This is a genomic window from Arthrobacter sp. Bz4 (assembly GCF_003075455.1).
In the GTDB taxonomy this organism is placed as follows: Bacteria; Actinomycetota; Actinomycetes; order Actinomycetales; family Micrococcaceae; genus Arthrobacter_D.
Genome location: NZ_QDAE01000001.1, coordinates 45,079 through 62,476 on the forward strand (window position 1 = coordinate 45,079; position 17,398 = coordinate 62,476).

Sequence of the window (17,398 nt, forward strand, 5' to 3'; positions counted from 1 at the left end):
TTTATCACCCGTTTTCACTGACTAATGTTTCACCGACTAAGAGGAGTACCTATGGCCGCGTTGGATGGCACACCCGCAATCGTCACCGGATCATCACGCGGAATCGGGGCTGATGTCGCGAAACTGCTCGCGGACCAGGGCGCCGCCGTCGTCGTCAATTACCGCCAGAAGGCACCGCGCGCCGCGAAGGTGGTGGCGGGGATCGAGGCCGCTGGCGGGAAGGCGGTAGCTGTTGGCGCCGACCTGACCACCGCTGAGGGGTCAGCGGCGCTGATCCAGGCAGCGGTCGACAACTTCGGGGGTCTGGGTTTGCTGGTCCTCAATGCGTCGGGCGGGATGGAATCGGGAGTCGAGGAAGACTATGCCCTGAAACTGAACCGTGACGCGCAGGTCAACATGCTCCGCGCGGCGATGGACGTGATGCCGTCGGGTTCCCGCGTGGTGTTCATCACCAGCCATCAGGCGCACTTCATCAACACGGTTCCCACGATGGCAGCCTACGAGGCCGTCGCTCGCAGTAAGCGGGCCGGTGAGGATGCCCTCCGCGAGCTGCTGCCTGAGCTGGAAGCCAAGGGCATCACCCTGGTTGTGGTTTCCGGCGACATGATCGAGGGAACCGTTACGGCAACCCTGCTGGACCGGGCCACCCCCGGGGCGATTGAAGCGCGCCGCGAGCAGGCCGGGCGGCTCTACTCGGTCGCCGAGTTTGCCGCTGAGATCGCGAAGATGGCCACTGCCGATGTCCCCAGCGGACACACGGAGTACGTCGGCGGCTACGAGTACTTCACCAAGTAGCCGGTTCCTTCACCGCCCCAGGATTGGGTCCTGGGGCGGTGAAGTCCATCAAGAGTCAGCCCGGTCCAGGTCAGTACCGGCTGAAGTGCCTGACCACGTCCAGGTAGGGCAGATCGATCGAGGCGTCCGCAGCCGCACGGACCGCGGGCTTGGCGTTGAAAGCCACCCCGAGCCCAGCCGCGCCAAGCATGTCGAGGTCATTGGCACCGTCCCCGACGGCGATGGTCCGCTCCATCGGCACGCCGGCCTCCGCAGCCCACCGCCGCAGGGCCCGTTCCTTGGCTGCGCGGTCCACTACCGGGCCCACGACCTCACCGGTGAGATGTCCGTCGTCGCTGACGCCCAGTACGTTGGCCTCCGCGAAGGTCAGGCTCAGTTGGGCGGCCAGCGGGTCGAGTAGCTGGGTGAAACCGCCCGAGACTGCGGCAACCGCGTGCCCTGCCGCCAGATAGTGGCGGACCAGCTCCTCAGCGCCGTCGCTGAACTCAATGACCGATCCCACCTCGGCGAGGACACTGACCGGAAGGCCCTTGAGCACCGCCACCCTCGATCGGAGGCTCTGGGTGAAATCTATTTCGCCGCGCATCGCCGCGTCGGTGACGGCGGCGACCTCAGCCTCCCGGCCAGCGTGGGCAGCCAGCAACTCAATGACTTCCTGCCGGATCAAGGTGGAATCCACGTCCATGATGAGGAGCTTTCGTCCCTCGTCAACCAGTGGGGGAGGGACGACGGCGCAGCTCAGGTCACCCGTCAGGTGGGGCTGCACAGCGGTCCGCAGGTCGGCGGCGTCGCCGTCGAACGAGACGAAAACGGTGGACGCCTGGAAGCGTGAGCTCCCCGAGTTCTCGAGTTCGATGATCTGGGCACCGGTGTTCTGGACGGCACCCTGGACAGCGATCAGAAACTCATCCGGAAGCTGCACACCGTAACTGACGACACCGAATTCCCTGGGCATAATCCTCCACTTTCACCATTGGTCTTCAACCGCAGCGCGGTCAGCGCCACCAAGCCATTATCGCCGGGCGCCGGGCGGGCTCCGAAATCAGTTCCCCGGACGACGCCGGCCGCTCATCCTGCCCACCGGGCGCCGGGCGGGCGCCGTTTCGCGTTTGCTGCGCTAGTTGGCCTAATGTCTAGTGCTATGAGTGATGTTCTTGAGTTAGCTGGGGTAAGCCTTGTCCGGGGCGGCAAGACGCTGTTGGACAGCGTGGACTGGCAGGTCAAGGACGGCGAACGCTGGGTGATCATGGGCCCGAACGGTGCAGGCAAAACCACCCTGCTCCAGATCGCCGGCGCCCGCATCCACCCCACCCAGGGTGTCGCGGGTATCCTGGACGAAGTTCTGGGTGCGGTGGATGTCTTCGAGTTGCGTCCCCGCATCGGGCTCGCCTCGGCGGCCCTCGCCGCCCAGATACCCGAGCACGAAACCGTGCTCAACGTGGTGGTCACCGCTTCCTACGGGATCACCGGACGGTGGCGGGAGCAGTACGAAAAGCAGGACGCCCGCCGCGCCTTTGCCCTGCTCGATGCGTGGGGCATGTCCACCTTCATGAACCGGCCGTTTGCCTCCCTCAGCGAGGGCGAACGCAAGCGCGTCCAGATCGCCCGGGCCCTGATGACCGACCCGGAGCTGCTGCTCCTCGACGAGCCCGGCGCCGGGCTGGACCTCGCCGGTCGTGAAGACCTGATCACCCGGCTCACTGCCCTGGCCCAGGACGAGGAATCACCGGTCATGGTGTTAGTGACCCATCACCTCGAAGAGGTGCCACCGGGATTCACCCACGCCATGCTGATGCGCGACGGCGCGGTAGTGGCTTCCGGCCCGATCGAGACCGTCTTCACCGAAGAGCACCTCAGCGCAGCTTTCGATGTGCCCCTCGACGTCCGCCAGCAGGACGGCCGCTACACGGCTGTCGCCCGTTCCCGCGCCTAGCGACCGGTACGCCTGCTGATGGAACTGCTGCAGGGTGCCCTCATTTTTGTTGCCGGTCTCTGGGCCGGTGCCATCAATTCGGTGGTGGGCTCCGGCACGCTCGTCACCTTCCCGGTCCTGCTCGCCCTGGGATTCGCCCCGGTCACAGCGACCATCAGCAACGCGATGGGCCTGATCGCGGGCGGTGTATCGGGAACCTGGGGGTACCGTCGTGAACTTGCCGGTTTGCGCTCGACCATTCTTCGCCTGCTTCCCGCCTCGGTTCTCGGGGGGATCACCGGTGCAGCTCTCCTCCTGAATCTGCCGGAACAGGTCTTCGAATTCGCGGCGCCAATCCTGATCGTCATTGCCCTGGGCTTTGTGATCTTCCAGCCCGCGCTGCAACGCAGGGTGCTGCTCCGGGCTGGACGCAAGGAGTCCACCCGGGCCCACCCCGTGGGGCTGACCATCCTCGTGTACCTGGCGGGCGTCTACGGCGGGTACTTCGTCGCAGCTCAGGGCATCCTGCTGGTGGGTATCCTCGGCATTTTCCTGCACGGCACCATCCAGAACGCCACCGCAGTGAAGAACCTGCTGGTGCTCGCCGTCAACGTGGTGGCAGGCATTTCGTACATGCTCTTCGCGTTCGACCGCATCAACTGGTGGGTGGTTCTGGTCATCGCCGTCAGCTCACTCATTGGCGGCTTCTTTGGTGCGGTGATCGGACGCAGGCTACGTCCGGCAGTGCTGCGGTCGATCATTGTGACTCTCGGCCTGATCGCCCTCTACATCATGGTCGCCCGGCTGGTCACCGGATGAGCATCCACCGCCTAACCGACCCCGCCGACCCGCTGGTGTCGGACTACACCTCCCTGACCGATACACAGCTCCGCCGACGACGGGAACCCGCCGAAGGCCTCTACATTGCCGAAAGCACCAAGGTGCTCCGGCGAGCCGTCGACGCCGGCCACACCCCACGGTCCTTCTTTCTCACCGACAAATGGCTGCCCGATCTGCAGGACCTGCTGGAGCGTTTCCCCGCGGTCCCCGCTTTCATCGGCACCGAACAGATCCTCGAACAGATCACCGGCTTCCATCTGCACCGTGGTGCGCTGGCCGCCATGGACCGGCCCCGTCCGCTCGACCTCGATGGGGTACTGGAGGGCGCGCACCGGATCGCCGTCCTTGAGGACATCGTCGACCACACCAACCTCGGCGCTATCTTTCGCTCCGCTGCGGCACTCGGTGTGGACGCCGTCCTGATCAGTCCGCGCTGTGCCGACCCGCTTTACCGGCGTGCAATCAGGGTCAGCATGGGCGCCGTTTTCCAGGTGCCATGGGTGAGATTAACCGAGTGGCCTGCGCAGCTCGGCGATCTGCAGGAGGCAGGATTCGTGGTTGCCGGGCTCGCCCTGGGGGACAAGACCATCGCCCTGGACGACCTCAGCGCCGCCCGCCACGAACGGCTCGCCCTGGTGCTTGGCACTGAGGGGGAGGGCCTGACCCGGGCGACCCTGGAACAGGCCGACCACAGCGTGAGCATCCCGATGCGAGCCGGCGTCGATTCGCTCAATGTCGCAGCGGCAAGCGCGGTCGCTTTCTGGGAATGCCGGCGCTAGCTGCCGTGCCACACCCACCGGTGGCAAGATGGCTGGGACCGCCTCGGGTGCGGTAGAGTGGGTAGCTGGTCTTAGGGCCAACCAACTTTTCCAACCCCCTTGTGCCTGGCCAAATCCAGGCAACTAACGAAGGTAACACTGTGAAGTCTGATATCCACCCCAAGTATTCAACGGTTGTTTTCCGCGACCTCGCGTCCGAGAAGTCATTCCTGACCCGGTCCACCGTGACCTCCAAGAAGACTGTTGAGTGGGAGGACGGCAACACCTACCCACTGGTCGAGGTCGAAATTTCCTCCGAGTCGCACCCTTTCTACACCGGCAAGCAGCGGATCATGGACTCCGCCGGCCGCGTCGAGCGCTTCAACGCCCGCTTCAAGGGCTTCGGCAAGAAGTAATGCCGAGAGCAGACTAGTCTGCCTGATGGGTCCGGACCGCTTAGGCGGTCCGGGCCCATTTCTTGTTCACCACCGTTTACCAGTCTCCAAGGAGCACCCCGATGACCAGTCAAATCCCCTCAGGACCTGTCCACGTGAGTTCAAGGTGCTTGGTGGGAAGCTGGTCGTCGCCGATTTCGAAGTCGCCAACGGTGTCCTGACCGGAGTATCCATCAACGGCGACTTCTTTCTCGAGCCTGACGAAGCCCTCGACGACATCAACCGGTCGCTGGAGGGCCTGCCAGCTCACGCCTCGCACGGGGAGTTGACTGCCGCCGTCGTGCAGGGGCTGGACCCCACGGCGGAACTGTTCGGCTTCTCTCCGGAGGCGGTGGCGACCGCCGTCCGGCGCGCCCTGGGCCTGGCAACCGGGTGGGCCGACCACCAGTGGGACGTTATTGGGCCCACACCGCTCTCCACCGAGATGCACGTCGCGATGGACGAGGTACTGACCCGGGACGTTGGCGACGGTCGCCGTAACCCCACCCTCAGGTTCTGGGAATGGGAATCGCCCTCGGTGGTGATTGGCAGCTTCCAGTCGATGCGCAACGAGGTTAACCCTGAGGGGGTGCTGCGGCATGGCGTGAGCGTGGTCCGCCGGATCAGCGGCGGGGGAGCCATGTTCATGGAACACGGCAACGCCATCACCTACTCGCTGTACCTGCCGCAGACGCTGGTGGACTCGTTGAGCTTCGCAGAGTCGTACCCGTTCCTTGACACCTGGGTGATGGACGCGCTTCGCACCCTCGGGATCGAAGCCTGGTACCAGCCGCTCAATGACATTGCGACCGACGTCGGAAAAATTGGCGGCGCCGCACAAAAGCGGCTGAGCAACGGCGGCATGCTGCACCACGTCACCATGTCCTACAACATCGACGCCGACAAGATGCTCGAGGTGTTGCGCATCGGCAAGGAAAAGCTGTCCGACAAGGGTACCCGGAGCGCGAAGAAGCGGGTCGACCCGCTCCGCCGTCAGACCGGCCGGTCCCGGGAAGACATCATCAAGGTCATGATCGACACGTTCCGGGCGAAGTACGGCGCGCAGGACTCAACGTTCACCGATGATGAGGTGGCACGTGCAGAGCGCCTGGTGGAGGACAAGTTCGGCACCCGCGACTGGCTGTACCGGGTCACCTAGGAGCCGGACCCGGCTAGGCGACCTTTCCCTGGGCGTGTAACGATCGCAACAGGTGATCGCGTTCCTCCAGGACAATCCGGCGCAACGCCGCGGGCGACGACTGGTAAGTTGTCAGCCAGTTATCGGCTGCGAGCACCACCCGGTGCTCTTCGGCTGCTTCGCCCGGAGTGAGGTCCTGCGAGCCGGGGAACAGTCCGCGGACAATGCGACTGGCCATCTCGATTCCCATTGCGTCCCACACGCGGCCGATTTCGGCGAAATAGCGGTCCACGTACGGGGCCCGCAGTTCGGCGGGGCCCTCGGCGAAACCGGCGATGGTCGCTGACAGCAGCTCGTTGGATAGCCTGGTGCCGAAGACTGCTTCCTGCCAGGCCTTCTCCTTGATGGCAGCGTCCGGTACCGAGGTGGAGGCCCTGGTGAATCCTGCTTTACCGGCCGCCGTGCGGTCCCGGTCAAGCTCCGCTTCCAGCTCAGCACCCGATGCCTGACCCTGGGCTGCCAACGCCTGCCAGAGGAGCCAGCGCAGCTCGGGGTCCACAGCCAGCCCGGTCACACTCTGCTTCCCACCGAGCAGTTCCCTGAACCACCCTGAGTGGGTGTTGCTGTGCAGGCCCAGAGCGGCTGCGGCCCGGGCCCAGACCAGCTGCAGGTCGGAGGCTGGCTCGGCCGCGTGCAGACCCTCCACCACAAACGAGAACAACCGTTCCCGCAGGACCTCACGCTCGTCAGCCGGAGAGTAGTATTCGACGGCGTAGTGCGCGTTCCGCAACATGACCTGCAGCGCTCCGACCCCGGACTCGCCGGGCGCAGCGAGCTGCACCGCACCCACGTAGGCGGCCGATGAGAGCGCCGCATCCCGGGTATTCGACCACAGCGCCGCCTGACAGACAGCGCGCGCCAGCGGCTCCTCAAGGCAGCCAACGCTACCCAGCAGGGTCGCCAGCGACCGTTCATCAAAGCTGATCTTCGCGTAGGTCAGATCATCATCGTTGATCAGCAGCAGATCGGGCTGGACGACACCCACCAGCTCGGGGACATCCGTTGCGGCGCCGTCAATACGCACATCGACGGCGCCGGTCCGTACCAGTGCTCCGGCGGCGAAACTGTACAGTCCGAGGCGCAGCTGGTGCGGGCGGAGCGCTGCCGCGCCAGTGACCGGGTCGGTGGCGTCCTGGTGGATGACCACTGCACGGTAGGCGCCGTCGTCGTCGACCTCGACCTCGGCGCTGAGCAACGGCACACCCGACGTCTGGAGCCACTGCTGCGCCCAGGCGGTCATGTCCTGGCCGGTGGCGTCCGATAATGCTGAGAGGAGGTCCGTCAACCGGGTATTACCGAACGCGTGGGTTCTGAAATAGGCGCGGGCCGCCTCGAAGAATGCTTCGCTGCCGGCATAGGCCACCAACTGTTTCAGCACCGAGGCGCCCTTCGCGTAGGTGATCCCGTCGAAGTTTTGTTTGGCCGCTTCAAGATCCACAATGTCAGCGGTGATGGGGTGGGTGGAGGGCAGCTGGTCCTGAAGGTAGGCCCAGGCCTTGCGGCGGTTGGCGAAACTCACCCACGATGTGGTGGAACCGGTGGCTTCGGCGACGGCGAGGGCGCCCATGTAGTCGGCAAAGGATTCCTTCAACCACAGATCGTCCCACCAGAACATGGTCACCAGGTCGCCGAACCACATATGGGCCATCTCATGGAGGATGGTGTTGGCGCGGGCCTCATACTGGTCGTGGGTCGCCTTGGAGCGGAAGATGTAGGCCTCGGTGAAGGTGACCAACCCGGGGTTTTCCATGGCCCCGAGGTTGTATTCGGGCACGAACGCCTGCTCGTACTTGCCGAATGGGTAAGGATATTCGAACCGTGAATGGAAGTACTCGAGTCCCCGCTTGGTGACATCGAAGATGGTGTCCGTGTCGAATGCCTCGGCCAGGGACGCCCTGCAGTAAAGCCCCAACGGGATTTCAAGCGTGGACCCGTCGGACATGGTGCCGGACCAGTGGTCGGTGGCAGCGAAGTACGGCCCGGCCAGGATGGTGGTGATGTAGGTCGAAATCCGTTCCGTGGGCGCGAACTGCCACACCCGGCTGCCCTCCCCGCCATCCTCACGGGTCGCTTCGGCTCCGTTGGAGGCCACGACCCAGTCTGCAGGTGCGCTCACTGAGAAGGTGAAGGCGGCTTTCAGATCGGGTTGCTCAAAGTTGGCGAATACCCGGCGTGCATCGGCAGGTTCGTACTGCGTGTAGAGGTACGTTTGCCCATCGGCCGGGTCGGTGAAGCGGTGCATGCCCTCGCCGCTGCGGCTGTACAGGGCGGTGCCGGTAATGGTCACTACATTGTCGGCAGCCAGATCCGGAAGGGTGATCCGGGCGCCGTCGACGACGACGGCGGGGTCCAGGTCCGTGCCGTTGAGGGTAACGCGGTGCACCTCATCGGCGATGAAGTCCATGAAGGTTTCGCTGCCCGGCGCGTCGCAGCTGAAGGTGACGGTCGAGCGGGAGAGAAACCCGGCGACCTCAGGATCAGCGGCCTCCCTCAGGTCGAGGTGAACCTCGTAACTGGCGATGGTCAGGAGACTGGACCGGAGGGCTGCTTCGTCGCGGCGGAGATTTTCGTTCATCACCCGGTCATTCAATCACGGCCGCCGGGTCTTGCCTCAGTCGGCGAACAGCGCCTCGACCGGCGCCGTCGCGACCGTTCAAAGACGCCAACCTTCGGGAGGCCGGGGCGCGCTGGTCGGCGCCCGGCTGAGTGCGCGAGAACTGGGCGGCCCGAGAGCACGCTCGGCCAGCCCCATTCCGAGTACGAATCCGAAGGCTACGACAGGTCGGTCTTCGTTGACGGCATTCCCTCCTATGCCGCCGTCAGTGAGGCGCCAGCGGATCGGGTGAGCATGGTCCGGGATTTCCCCGTAACAATCACGCCGGAAGACCTGACCGTGCCGTGGTCCACTCCATGGGCGCCCGAGCGCCCTCAACGCACTCTTTCCTGCCTCCACACCATCCTCGAAGAGGAATGGCAGCACCTTCGCTATGCGGCGCGGGACCTCGACCTTCTGGACCTGCGCGCCACGCCGCCGACGTGACCAATTGCACAATATGTAATACAGGAAATTCGTGGCAATGTTGAGCCCATGTCCGACCTCTTCGAAGATTATGCAGCAGCAGCCAGCCGTACCCCCGCGTTCGATGAAATGTTCGCGCCCGGCCAGTTGGCTCGCAACGAATACAGTCAGGTGGCCGCAGCCCTCAGCGAACTGAACCTCGCCGACGTCACGGCCCGCGCCGATTCCATGGCCCGTACTTTCCTTGACCGCGGTGTCACGTTCGACTACGCGGGGGAGGAACGGCCCTTCCCGTTGGACATTGTGCCGCGGGTCATCTCAGGCAATGATTGGCAGGTTCTGGAACAGGGTGTCAGCCAGCGGGTCCGCGCACTCGAGGCGTTCCTCAACGACGTCTACGACAAAATGTCGGTGGTCGCCGACGGCGTCATCCCCCGCCGCCTGATCACCTCAAGCGCCCACTTCCATCGGCAGGTATCGGGCTTCGACCCCGCCGGTGGCGTTCGGGTCCACATCTCGGGGATCGACGTCGTCCGCGACCAGGAAGGTATCTTCCGGGTTCTCGAAGACAACGTCCGCGTCCCCAGCGGCGTGAGCTACGTCCTGGAGAACCGACGCGCCATGGCCAAGGGGCTGCCGGAGGCATTCGGGCAACAGCACATCCGGCCGGTCGAAGAGTACCCCCGTCGTCTTCTTGCGGCGCTGCGGAAGACGGCGCCGTCGTCGGCTGAAGACCCGACAGTGGTGGTCCTCACTCCCGGTGTCTTCAACTCCGCCTACTTTGAACACACCCTGCTGGCGGGACTGATGGGTGTGGAACTGGTGGAGGGCCGGGACCTGATCTGCCGTGGCAACCGCGTCTACATGCGCACCACCGCCGGCGAGCAACGCGTCGACGTCATCTACAAGCGGATTGACGACGAGTTCCTTGATCCGTTGCAGTTCCGTTCCGATTCGATGCTCGGCTGCCCCGGCCTGGTCAACGCCGCGCGCGCCGGCACCGTGACGATCGCCAATGCCCTGGGCAACGGGGTGGCCGACGACAAGCTCGTCTACACCTACGTCCCCGACCTGATCAGGTACTACCTCAGCGAAGAGCCAATCATCGCCAACGTCGACACGTACCGGCTGGAGGATCCAGCGGCCCGCGAAGAGGTGCTGGACCGGCTGGACGAACTGGTGGTCAAGCCGGTGGACGGTTCCGGCGGCAAGGGGCTCGTCATCGGCCCCGACGCGTCGAAGGAAGAACTGGACGCCCTGAGGGAGCGGGTCACGGCTGACCCCCGCGGTTGGATCGCGCAGCCAGTCCTCCAGCTCTCAACGGTGCCGACCATGTCCGGCGGTCAGTTCAGTCCCCGCCACGTGGACCTTCGCCCGTTCGCGGTGAACGACGGCGACGACGTCTGGGTGCTGCCGGGTGGGCTCACCCGGGTGGCCATGAAGGAAGGTTCCCTGATTGTGAACTCCAGCCAGGGCGGCGGTTCCAAGGACACCTGGGTGGTCGACGAACAGAATCAGACCCCGGTGCGCCCGGTCGTCGACACCGTGCGTCGCCCAGTCCAGGAACGGGTCTGGCCGATCGAATCGGGGTGGCAGGACCGGCAACCGGAACAACAGCAGCAACAGGCCGATTCGGTTGAAGCCCCAGCCGGGGGACACCGCGTGAACCGTGGAGAGGACACAGTCAATGCTTAGCCGGATCGCTGAATCCCTATTCTGGATTGGTCGTTACGTGGAGCGCGCCGATGGCACGGCCCGTATCCTCGATGTTCACCTGGAGCGCCTGAACCAGATGCCGCGCAGCGAACAGCGCGATGTGTCCCGTCAGCTGCTAGGAGTAATGGGCAGCCGGGCGGAAGGTGACGAGCTTGAACTGTCAGACCTTTTGCAGTCCCTGGCCTATGACCGGACCAGCACCACCTCCATTGCCGGCGCCTTGGGCGCCGCACGTGAGAACGCCCGACGGGCACGGGAGACCGTGTCAGGCAGCGTGTGGGAGAGCCTCAACACCACCTGGTATGGCCTGACCCAGCACCGCAAGGATGTGGTGGGGACTTACCGCTTCTGCCATTGGGTGGTTGAACGTACTGCGATGATCCGGGGCCTGTCGGATACCACCATGAGCCACGACGAAAGCTGGCAGTTCCTGGTGCTGGGCCGGAGCCTTGAGCGGGCGGATATGACAGCGCGTATGTTGTCCACCCACGATGTGCATGCGGCAGGCATGTCCTGGGTCAACATGTTGCGGTGTGCCGGCGCCTACGAGTCATTCCTGCGCACCCGGAGGGCATCGTTTGGCGACCAGCAGGCGGCGGAGTTCCTGCTGTTGGACCGGTTGTTTCCGAGGTCGATCGTGTACGCGCTGAGCGACGCCGAGAAGTGCCTGACCAATCTCAACCCCGCCTACCGCCGGGTCGGGTTTATCAACGATGCCAGCCGAATCGTCGGTCAGGCCCGAACGTTCCTTGAGTTCCACCAGACCGACGACCTGATGTCAGAGTTGCCCGAGCACATGGAGCGAGTCCAGAAGGCCTGTGCCCAGGCTTCCGACGCAATTTCACGCACCTACTTTTCCCAGGCAGACGAGCTGTCCTGGGTGGGAGAACTCTCATGACCCGCTTGCTGATCACACATCGCACAGGCTACAACTATGTGCGCAAAGTGACTTTGTCCTACAACGAGGCGCGGATGACGCCGCTCACAGACCCCCAGCAGGTGGTCCTTGAGTCGACGTTGAAGGTATCGCCGTCGAGCGCTGCCGTGTCGACATACCGCGATTACTGGGGCACCAGGGTGACCGCGTTCGACATGCAGAGCGCCCACGAGGCGCTTGAGGTTACAGCCGTCACCACCGTTGAGGTGAGCCGGATCGAGCGGATTCCTGCCGAGGATGAGGTGGTGACCTGGGATCATCTTCGCTCCGACGAGGTCATCAATGAGTTCGGCGACTGGCTGCCGCAAACCGGGTTGACCGACCCTGACCCGGAAGTCAGCGCTAACGCGTTACGGCTGGCAGCTGATCGCAATCCGCATCAGGCAGTGCACGCGATCTTTGAGTGGATCAAGCAAGAGATGTCCTATGTGCAGGGCGTCACCGGAGTGCAGACCAATGCTCGGGACGCCTGGGACTCACGGAAGGGGGTTTGCCAGGATTTGGCGCATCTCGCAATTGGCGCGTTCCGCAGCATCGGCATTCCCGCACGCTACATTTCGGGGTACCTGCATCCGCGCAGCAGCGCAGGCATCGGGGAGACTGTCGCCGGGCAGTCCCACGCCTGGGTCGAGTGGTGGGATGGCGAGTGGCGCGGCTGGGACCCCACGAACAGTGGACCGGTCAGTGACTTCCATGTTTCGGTGGCGCGTGGCCGGGACTATAAGGATGTATCGCCGCTGAAGGGGATTCTGTCAGGCGGCGGCGGGTCGACGTTGAACGTGAAAGTGGAGATCACCCGCGTCGCCTAGGGCAGCTCCGGGCTGAGCCTCGTCCGCGCGGCACCCCGGAATGTCATGGCTGACCGCATCAGGATCCATCCTGCACGGGGATGGATACGTGGAGGTCGGTCAACGTCATCTATACGGGGGCCGTTCAATTTCGACCACCACACCGAACTCGAGGTCCACCAAGGCGTAACCGGTGAAGTCGCTATCAAAAGTATTCACCAGTGATAGACGTGCGAACCCATCCTCTATGTCTGCCGAAACGGTACGCCAGTCGTCCATCGAGGCACCCCAAATGAGGTTTCCGACGGCGGTGCAAAAGCTTGGACCGGCGCCAGGATCGTACCGGCAATGGTGGCCAGGCTTGGGGTCGGCAGCCTCTGGAGGATCACACAGATCCTGGGCAAACAGCCCGCAGGAGGTTCCGTTGATCCCAAAGGACTAAGCAGAAGCGCCTTCGTCACCGGAAGCACGGGACTAGCACTCGGTGCAGCACTGCTTCTTGGCTCACAACCCGCAGCAGCCGCGGTGAAAGAACGCGACCCATGGCTCGAAGGCAAATCGCCCCACAAGGGCACCGGCAGAGAACTAAATGTCAAGGAGATTCGGGCCGAACTCGACAGCAGCCATGGAACAGCGGCTCTGGCCGGTATCGGAGCATCCAGGTCATCGAAGGCCCAGGCGATAAGCGCCAAAATGCGCGATACGACGCGCAAACTGTCCCGCACCGCTGAAACAGCGCGCGACAGGACCGGCACAGCCGGAACGGTGCACCCGCTCGACGGTGGAGGCTCTCTCTATATAGTCGCAAGCTACGACGACGAGGCGGTTTCTTCATACCAGCGGATGGTACTCCCGAATGGGCAAGTCAAAACCCGGATCCAAGCTTTCAAGTTGGAGCCAGAAGGACGTGCTGAGGATGGCAGTGGCGGAGTAATGACCTTGGTGTCCATCATCGAAGACGGCTACGAGTCGCAGGTAGGCGCAGCTGCCGTGTCGAGTTCAAGCAGCAACCCCTGCGGAGGTTCCGCCTGCAACCGCTGCCGCTGCCAGTCGTGGAACACTAACTGCCTGGTGGGCTGTTGCGGCCCTTGCGCCGCTTCAATCCGATGGTGGGGTCCCTTCGTGGCTTGCGCACTAATCTGGTGCAACTTTTGCGTCAGTGATTTCCACAGCTCCTGCTGCACCGGGCGTGCATGCGTGTACCAAGCGGGCAGCAATTGCTAGGCTCGACAATGAGGAGAGTGGCATGACTACCGATACAGCAGGACAACGGGTGGACGTTGCTCGGAAAACACTTGCCGCGATCTCGGCGATAGTGGTGGCCGCGCTAATCTATCTATACCGCCCCGACGAGGGCAGTGCGGCCGTCGTGGGTGGATGGGCATTTCTCCTTGTATGGGGATCCGCAACCATGGCGTTGGTTCAGTCGACTGGGTCGCAGTTTTCGCGTGATGGACGGACCGCGGCCAAACGTTCGAATGGTCTGCGGCTGCAGTCGCTCGCCTATGGGGTAATCATCGGGCTATTGGTTGCCTCCCTTGCCGCCGAAGGCGGATTCGGAATCGGCATACAGCCAGAAATGCTCTGCTGGCCGATACTTATTGCTTTCGGAGTTCCTGCTCTGCTGAGGGCTGCAGGTGGCGATAAGGACCCCTCGGATCAAGCAAGAAAGGTGCCAGCAACAACGTCGCCAGTCTGAGAAAGGTCTCGAGGCACCTCGTGACGCCGGCTCTCCTTGAAGAAGTAGCCGCAGGTGAGCGAACAGGGGGCCGCATCCCTTCGCGGAGGCGGCCTTCGCCGTCTCGCTGATACGCGAAAAGCGACGCCGGTCCATCCCTGCTCATAACCTTGATCGTGGTGGCCGGGGTGCTGGCGATGACTAGTGACGCATGGGTGGACACCATGCAGAGCCTCGTCTGGAATCCGATGGCTGCCGTCCCTGGGTCGAGTCTCGACGAAATTTGGGATGCCATGTTGGCTGCGAACGAACCGCTGGCCCACGCTCAGGTCGATGTGTTCCCCTGGGGGATCACATCGGTGGTATCTGTTCACCACGCGAATGTGTCAATCACATGATACGGTCGATTGTATCAGTGAAGTGACACAATTGGCTTGGGGGTACAGAAATGGCGTGGTTGCACTTCGTAGTGTGGGGGCCGGTGTATATGGGTATTGGACTCGCTCTGGCGTGGTGGGGGATTCGAGGCCGCAAGAACGGGCTGCCGGGGGGCCGCTTGAGCGTCGTCACCTTTGCGACTGGCCTGTTGCTATTGATTGTTGGTATCGGCTTGCGGCTGATTTCTGGACCGTTTTCATTGCGGCTCGATATACCCACTGAATTCTGGGAGTGGTACCGAGACTACCGGTTCATTGTCCCGTTGCTGCTCGGAATTCTTGCCATGTCAGTTCTTGCTCTCCCAGTTCGAGCTCGAACCGGGAGGGGCACTGCAAACCTCGCGCCACGGACCCCCCTGAGCTTTACGAATAAGTGGTGGTTGATTACTCCTGGGCTCGTGCTCAGCCTTATTGTCACGCTCACCATTGCGGCGGGTATGGCTTCGGAACCAGATGCCAGGACCGGCCGATACACGATGTATTTCGTGGACACAGGCGGGGGGCGGAGCATGGGGACTGGTATTTACGGGTGGTTCAGCTCCCTGCCTAGTCTGATCCTTCTGGGCATCATGATGGTAGTTGCGGCTATAGCCCTGTTCCTCATCGCGCGTCCAGCACTAAACGATGATCAAGAGCAAGATGCCCACACTCGAATCATCCGGACGAGCAACGTTCTTATGGTCGGAACGGGAGCACTTCTCTGGCACCTAGGACTCATCTTCGGATCGCTGGCCGCCACTGCATCCCTGAGAGGGAACTTTTCTACCTCTCAGGGAAACGTCAGGTCATGGACAACGTTCGCTGCGCTGGAGCCGACGCTCAACATCGCCTCGATTGTCGCCCCAGCACTCGGGTTTGCGCTCTGGGGTGCGGTGACCCTATCTGCAATCCCATCACGCCGGAGGGCGTTAGTTGCAGGGCGACCATGATCATCACGCTGTCGGGCGCGGCCCCACCAACGGAGCAAATCGGAGATCAGATCCGCGGTCTGATCGCTTCAGATGTACTTGGGGCTGAGGAACGTCTCCCTTCGGTGCGTCAACTAGCCAGAGACCTCGGAGTTGCTCCAGGCACCGTTGCAAAGGCATATCGGGCGCTTGAAGCCGAAGGTTATCTCATTGCTCGCACCGGCGGAGGAACCCGTGTCAGTCCACACGCGGTGACAACTCCTCGGGTAGTGCTTGAAGCGGCACGCGAACTCGCCCAGATTAGCACCGCCGCGGAGACAAGCTTGGACGACACTATCCGCATCCTTCGTGCAATCTGGCCCGCACCAGAATAGACTCCTTCATCATCCACGTTGAACTAGCTTGATTACGGTCATCAGGGGGACCTGGTTATCGCCAGCCGAAAGTAGGGCCAGGAACGCCAACTGAGAACAGGGCCACCGACCAAGATGGCAGGTGATCAATTTGGATGATTGGGCCCTCGGTCACCGCCGACCCAACGAAGTCCATTCCAGTTACCAGCAGTCAGCCATGTCAGCGTAGAGATAACCAATAAATCTGCTGGGCGGCCCCGGGGGGCCGGGCGGACGACGCGCGCCAGCCGGACCTACCCAGGGGTCGGCCACGATTTACCTAGCCCGGAAGAACTACCTGCCCCTTGCTAAGAATGGTGAGCCCGGACTCCGTCACGGTGTACCCGCGGCTAAGGTCCAGCTCGCGGTCAACCCCAATCCTGGCACCGGCCGGCACCCTGACGTTTTTGTCGATGATCGCCCGCCGGACAATCGCCCCCGGGCCGATCGACACCTTGTCCATCAGCACCGACCCCGACACTGATGCACCTTCGTCGACAAACACATCGGTGGCAAGGATGGACCCCTGCACCTGGCCGCCGGAGACCACCGCACCGTTCGAGACGATCGAGTCGTGGGCTACGCCGGAGCCACCCGACGCGCTGCGGACGAACTTGGCCGGCGGAGAGACACTTTGCCGCGTGTAGATCGGCCATTCCAGGTTGTACAGATTGAATAGTGGCAGGGGAGAAATGAGGTCCATGTTGGCGTCGTAGTAGGAGTCGAGAGTTCCGACGTCGCGCCAGTACTGACGGTCCCTGTCCATGGAGCCAGCAATGTCGTTGGAGGTGAAGTCATAGACTGCTGCATCTTTTCGTTCAACGAAATACGGAATGATGTCGCCACCCATGTCGTGCTTGGTGTTCAGCCGGGCAGCGTCTTCTTCGAGGGCCGCGACCAGAGCGTCAGCGGTGAACACATAGTTACCCATCGACGCCAGGAAGCTATTCGGATCGTCGGGCAACCCGGGGGTGCTCTCCGGCTTTTCGACGAACCCGGAAATCCGGCCTGAGCCATCGGTCTGGATGACGCCGAACTGGTCAACCAGGTTCATTGGCTGCCGGACCGCCGCGACACTGGCCGATGCACCGCTGGCAATGTGAGCAGCAACCATCTGCTCGAAGTCCATCCGGTAGACGTGGTCGGCGCCAATCACCACCACAATGTCAGGGTTCGCATCGTGGATCAGATTGAGGGATTGGTAGATGGCGTTGGCACTGCCCAGAAACCAGCTTTTTCCTCGCCGTTGCTGCGCCGGGACCGACGCCACATACTGCTGCAGCTGGGTGGACATGCGCCAGGTCTCGGAAATGTGGCGGTCCAGGCTGTGGGACTTGTACTGGGTGAGCACCACAATTTCCAGGTACCCCGAGTTTACGAGGTTCGAGAGTGCGAAGTCGATCAGCCGGTAGATGCCGCCAAACGGCACTGCGGGCTTCGCACGATCGGCCGTGAGTGGCATGAGTCGTTTTCCCTCGCCCCCGGCTAGGACGATCGCCAGTACTTTTTTCAATGCCACGAATGGCCCCCTGCCCTACTGTTGCTCTTCATTGAGTTATTACCTCTTGATTGACTCACACTAGATG

At 63.0% G+C, this 17,398-nt stretch carries 17 protein-coding genes; 14 read left to right on the forward strand and 3 right to left on the reverse strand.

Translation table 11 applies throughout. The features are described 5' to 3' along the window. The first annotated feature begins 51 nt into the window (after positions 1 to 51). Complete coding sequence (locus DDA93_RS00220) at positions 52 to 795, forward strand: SDR family oxidoreductase (RefSeq protein ID WP_116777771.1); 744 nt, start codon at positions 52 to 54, stop codon at positions 793 to 795. A 70-nt stretch (positions 796 to 865) separates the two neighbouring features. Here DDA93_RS00220 and serB read toward each other — a convergent pair whose 3' ends face one another. Then, positions 866 to 1,750: a phosphoserine phosphatase SerB gene (serB, locus tag DDA93_RS00225; RefSeq protein WP_116777772.1), complete on the reverse strand. Its 885-nt coding sequence runs from the start codon at positions 1,748 to 1,750 to the stop codon at positions 866 to 868. Positions 1,751 to 1,936: 186 nt separating this feature from the next. Here serB and DDA93_RS00230 point away from each other — a divergent pair, with 186 nt between their 5' ends. From DDA93_RS00230 to DDA93_RS00250, 5 genes are all read left to right on the forward strand, one after another. Continuing rightward, on the forward strand, positions 1,937 to 2,728 hold the full coding sequence (locus DDA93_RS00230; protein ID WP_024476526.1) for an ABC transporter ATP-binding protein: 792 nt from the start codon (positions 1,937 to 1,939) through the stop codon (positions 2,726 to 2,728). Between the two features lie 18 nt (positions 2,729 to 2,746). Next, positions 2,747 to 3,526, forward strand: coding sequence for a sulfite exporter TauE/SafE family protein (locus tag DDA93_RS00235; RefSeq protein ID WP_116777773.1), 780 nt, complete (start codon positions 2,747 to 2,749; stop codon positions 3,524 to 3,526). Continuing rightward, positions 3,523 to 4,326 (forward strand): RNA methyltransferase, encoded by an 804-nt coding sequence (locus DDA93_RS00240; protein ID WP_116777774.1) that lies wholly within the window; start codon positions 3,523 to 3,525, stop codon positions 4,324 to 4,326. Before DDA93_RS00235 ends, DDA93_RS00240 begins: the two co-directional genes overlap by 4 nt. Before the next feature lie 140 nt (positions 4,327 to 4,466). After that, a complete protein-coding gene (locus DDA93_RS00245; RefSeq protein WP_019482674.1) occupies positions 4,467 to 4,721 on the forward strand; it encodes a type B 50S ribosomal protein L31 in 255 nt (84 codons plus the stop codon). A 145-nt stretch (positions 4,722 to 4,866) separates the two neighbouring features. After that, a complete protein-coding gene (locus DDA93_RS00250) occupies positions 4,867 to 5,898 on the forward strand; it encodes a biotin/lipoate A/B protein ligase family protein (RefSeq protein ID WP_243400459.1) in 1,032 nt (343 codons plus the stop codon). A gap of 13 nt (positions 5,899 to 5,911) precedes the next feature. On the opposite strand, the gene pepN is transcribed toward DDA93_RS00250, so the two are convergent. After that, positions 5,912 to 8,515, reverse strand: coding sequence for an aminopeptidase N (gene pepN, locus DDA93_RS00255; protein WP_116777776.1), 2,604 nt, complete (start codon positions 8,513 to 8,515; stop codon positions 5,912 to 5,914). Here pepN and DDA93_RS16250 point away from each other — a divergent pair. The 8 genes from DDA93_RS16250 (at position 8,438) to DDA93_RS00300 (ending at position 15,794) form a co-directional block, all read left to right on the forward strand. Next, the gene (locus DDA93_RS16250) at positions 8,438 to 8,977 is read left to right on the forward strand and encodes a hypothetical protein (RefSeq protein WP_165802540.1); all 540 of its coding nucleotides are present in this window, start codon (positions 8,438 to 8,440) and stop codon (positions 8,975 to 8,977) included. The genes pepN and DDA93_RS16250 overlap by 78 nt on opposite strands. 48 nt (positions 8,978 to 9,025) lie before the next feature. Then, entirely contained in the window at positions 9,026 to 10,651 is a 1,626-nt protein-coding gene (locus DDA93_RS00265) for a circularly permuted type 2 ATP-grasp protein (RefSeq protein WP_116777778.1), read from the forward strand. After that, positions 10,644 to 11,570, forward strand: coding sequence for an alpha-E domain-containing protein (locus tag DDA93_RS00270; protein WP_019482679.1), 927 nt, complete (start codon positions 10,644 to 10,646; stop codon positions 11,568 to 11,570). Before DDA93_RS00265 ends, DDA93_RS00270 begins: the two co-directional genes overlap by 8 nt. Continuing rightward, positions 11,567 to 12,418: a transglutaminase family protein gene (locus DDA93_RS00275; protein WP_116777779.1), complete on the forward strand. Its 852-nt coding sequence runs from the start codon at positions 11,567 to 11,569 to the stop codon at positions 12,416 to 12,418. The genes DDA93_RS00270 and DDA93_RS00275 overlap by 4 nt, the downstream gene beginning before the upstream one ends. Before the next feature lie 1,225 nt (positions 12,419 to 13,643). Next, positions 13,644 to 14,096, forward strand: coding sequence for a hypothetical protein (locus DDA93_RS00285; RefSeq protein WP_116777781.1), 453 nt, complete (start codon positions 13,644 to 13,646; stop codon positions 14,094 to 14,096). 176 nt (positions 14,097 to 14,272) lie between these two features. Continuing rightward, positions 14,273 to 14,473, forward strand: a complete 201-nt coding sequence (locus DDA93_RS00290) for a hypothetical protein (protein ID WP_133185371.1) — start codon at positions 14,273 to 14,275, stop codon at positions 14,471 to 14,473. 158 nt (positions 14,474 to 14,631) lie between these two features. After that, a complete protein-coding gene (locus tag DDA93_RS00295) occupies positions 14,632 to 15,441 on the forward strand; it encodes a hypothetical protein (protein WP_133185373.1) in 810 nt (269 codons plus the stop codon). After that, a complete protein-coding gene (locus DDA93_RS00300; RefSeq protein ID WP_116777784.1) occupies positions 15,438 to 15,794 on the forward strand; it encodes a GntR family transcriptional regulator in 357 nt (118 codons plus the stop codon). The genes DDA93_RS00295 and DDA93_RS00300 overlap by 4 nt, the downstream gene beginning before the upstream one ends. A gap of 298 nt (positions 15,795 to 16,092) precedes the next feature. On the opposite strand, the gene glgC is transcribed toward DDA93_RS00300, so the two are convergent. Further along, positions 16,093 to 17,331, reverse strand: a complete 1,239-nt coding sequence (gene glgC / locus DDA93_RS00305) for a glucose-1-phosphate adenylyltransferase (RefSeq protein ID WP_116777785.1) — start codon at positions 17,329 to 17,331, stop codon at positions 16,093 to 16,095. Positions 17,332 to 17,398 lie beyond the last annotated feature (67 nt).

What these genes read in the sequence shown, in the direction of transcription:
- DDA93_RS00220 (WP_116777771.1), top strand. Translation starts at nt 52, where the DNA reads ATGGCCGCGTTGGATGGCACACCCGCAATCGTCACCGGATCATCACGC.
- serB (WP_116777772.1), bottom strand. Translation starts at nt 1,750, where the DNA reads ATGCCCAGGGAATTCGGTGTCGTCAGTTACGGTGTGCAGCTTCCGGAT.
- DDA93_RS00230 (WP_024476526.1), top strand. Translation starts at nt 1,937, where the DNA reads ATGAGTGATGTTCTTGAGTTAGCTGGGGTAAGCCTTGTCCGGGGCGGC.
- DDA93_RS00235 (WP_116777773.1), top strand. Translation starts at nt 2,747, where the DNA reads ATGGAACTGCTGCAGGGTGCCCTCATTTTTGTTGCCGGTCTCTGGGCC.
- DDA93_RS00240 (WP_116777774.1), top strand. Translation starts at nt 3,523, where the DNA reads ATGAGCATCCACCGCCTAACCGACCCCGCCGACCCGCTGGTGTCGGAC.
- DDA93_RS00265 (WP_116777778.1), top strand. Translation starts at nt 9,026, where the DNA reads ATGTCCGACCTCTTCGAAGATTATGCAGCAGCAGCCAGCCGTACCCCC.
- DDA93_RS00270 (WP_019482679.1), top strand. Translation starts at nt 10,644, where the DNA reads ATGCTTAGCCGGATCGCTGAATCCCTATTCTGGATTGGTCGTTACGTG.
- DDA93_RS00275 (WP_116777779.1), top strand. Translation starts at nt 11,567, where the DNA reads ATGACCCGCTTGCTGATCACACATCGCACAGGCTACAACTATGTGCGC.
- DDA93_RS00285 (WP_116777781.1), top strand. Translation starts at nt 13,644, where the DNA reads ATGACTACCGATACAGCAGGACAACGGGTGGACGTTGCTCGGAAAACA.
- DDA93_RS00290 (WP_133185371.1), top strand. Translation starts at nt 14,273, where the DNA reads ATGACTAGTGACGCATGGGTGGACACCATGCAGAGCCTCGTCTGGAAT.
- DDA93_RS00300 (WP_116777784.1), top strand. Translation starts at nt 15,438, where the DNA reads ATGATCATCACGCTGTCGGGCGCGGCCCCACCAACGGAGCAAATCGGA.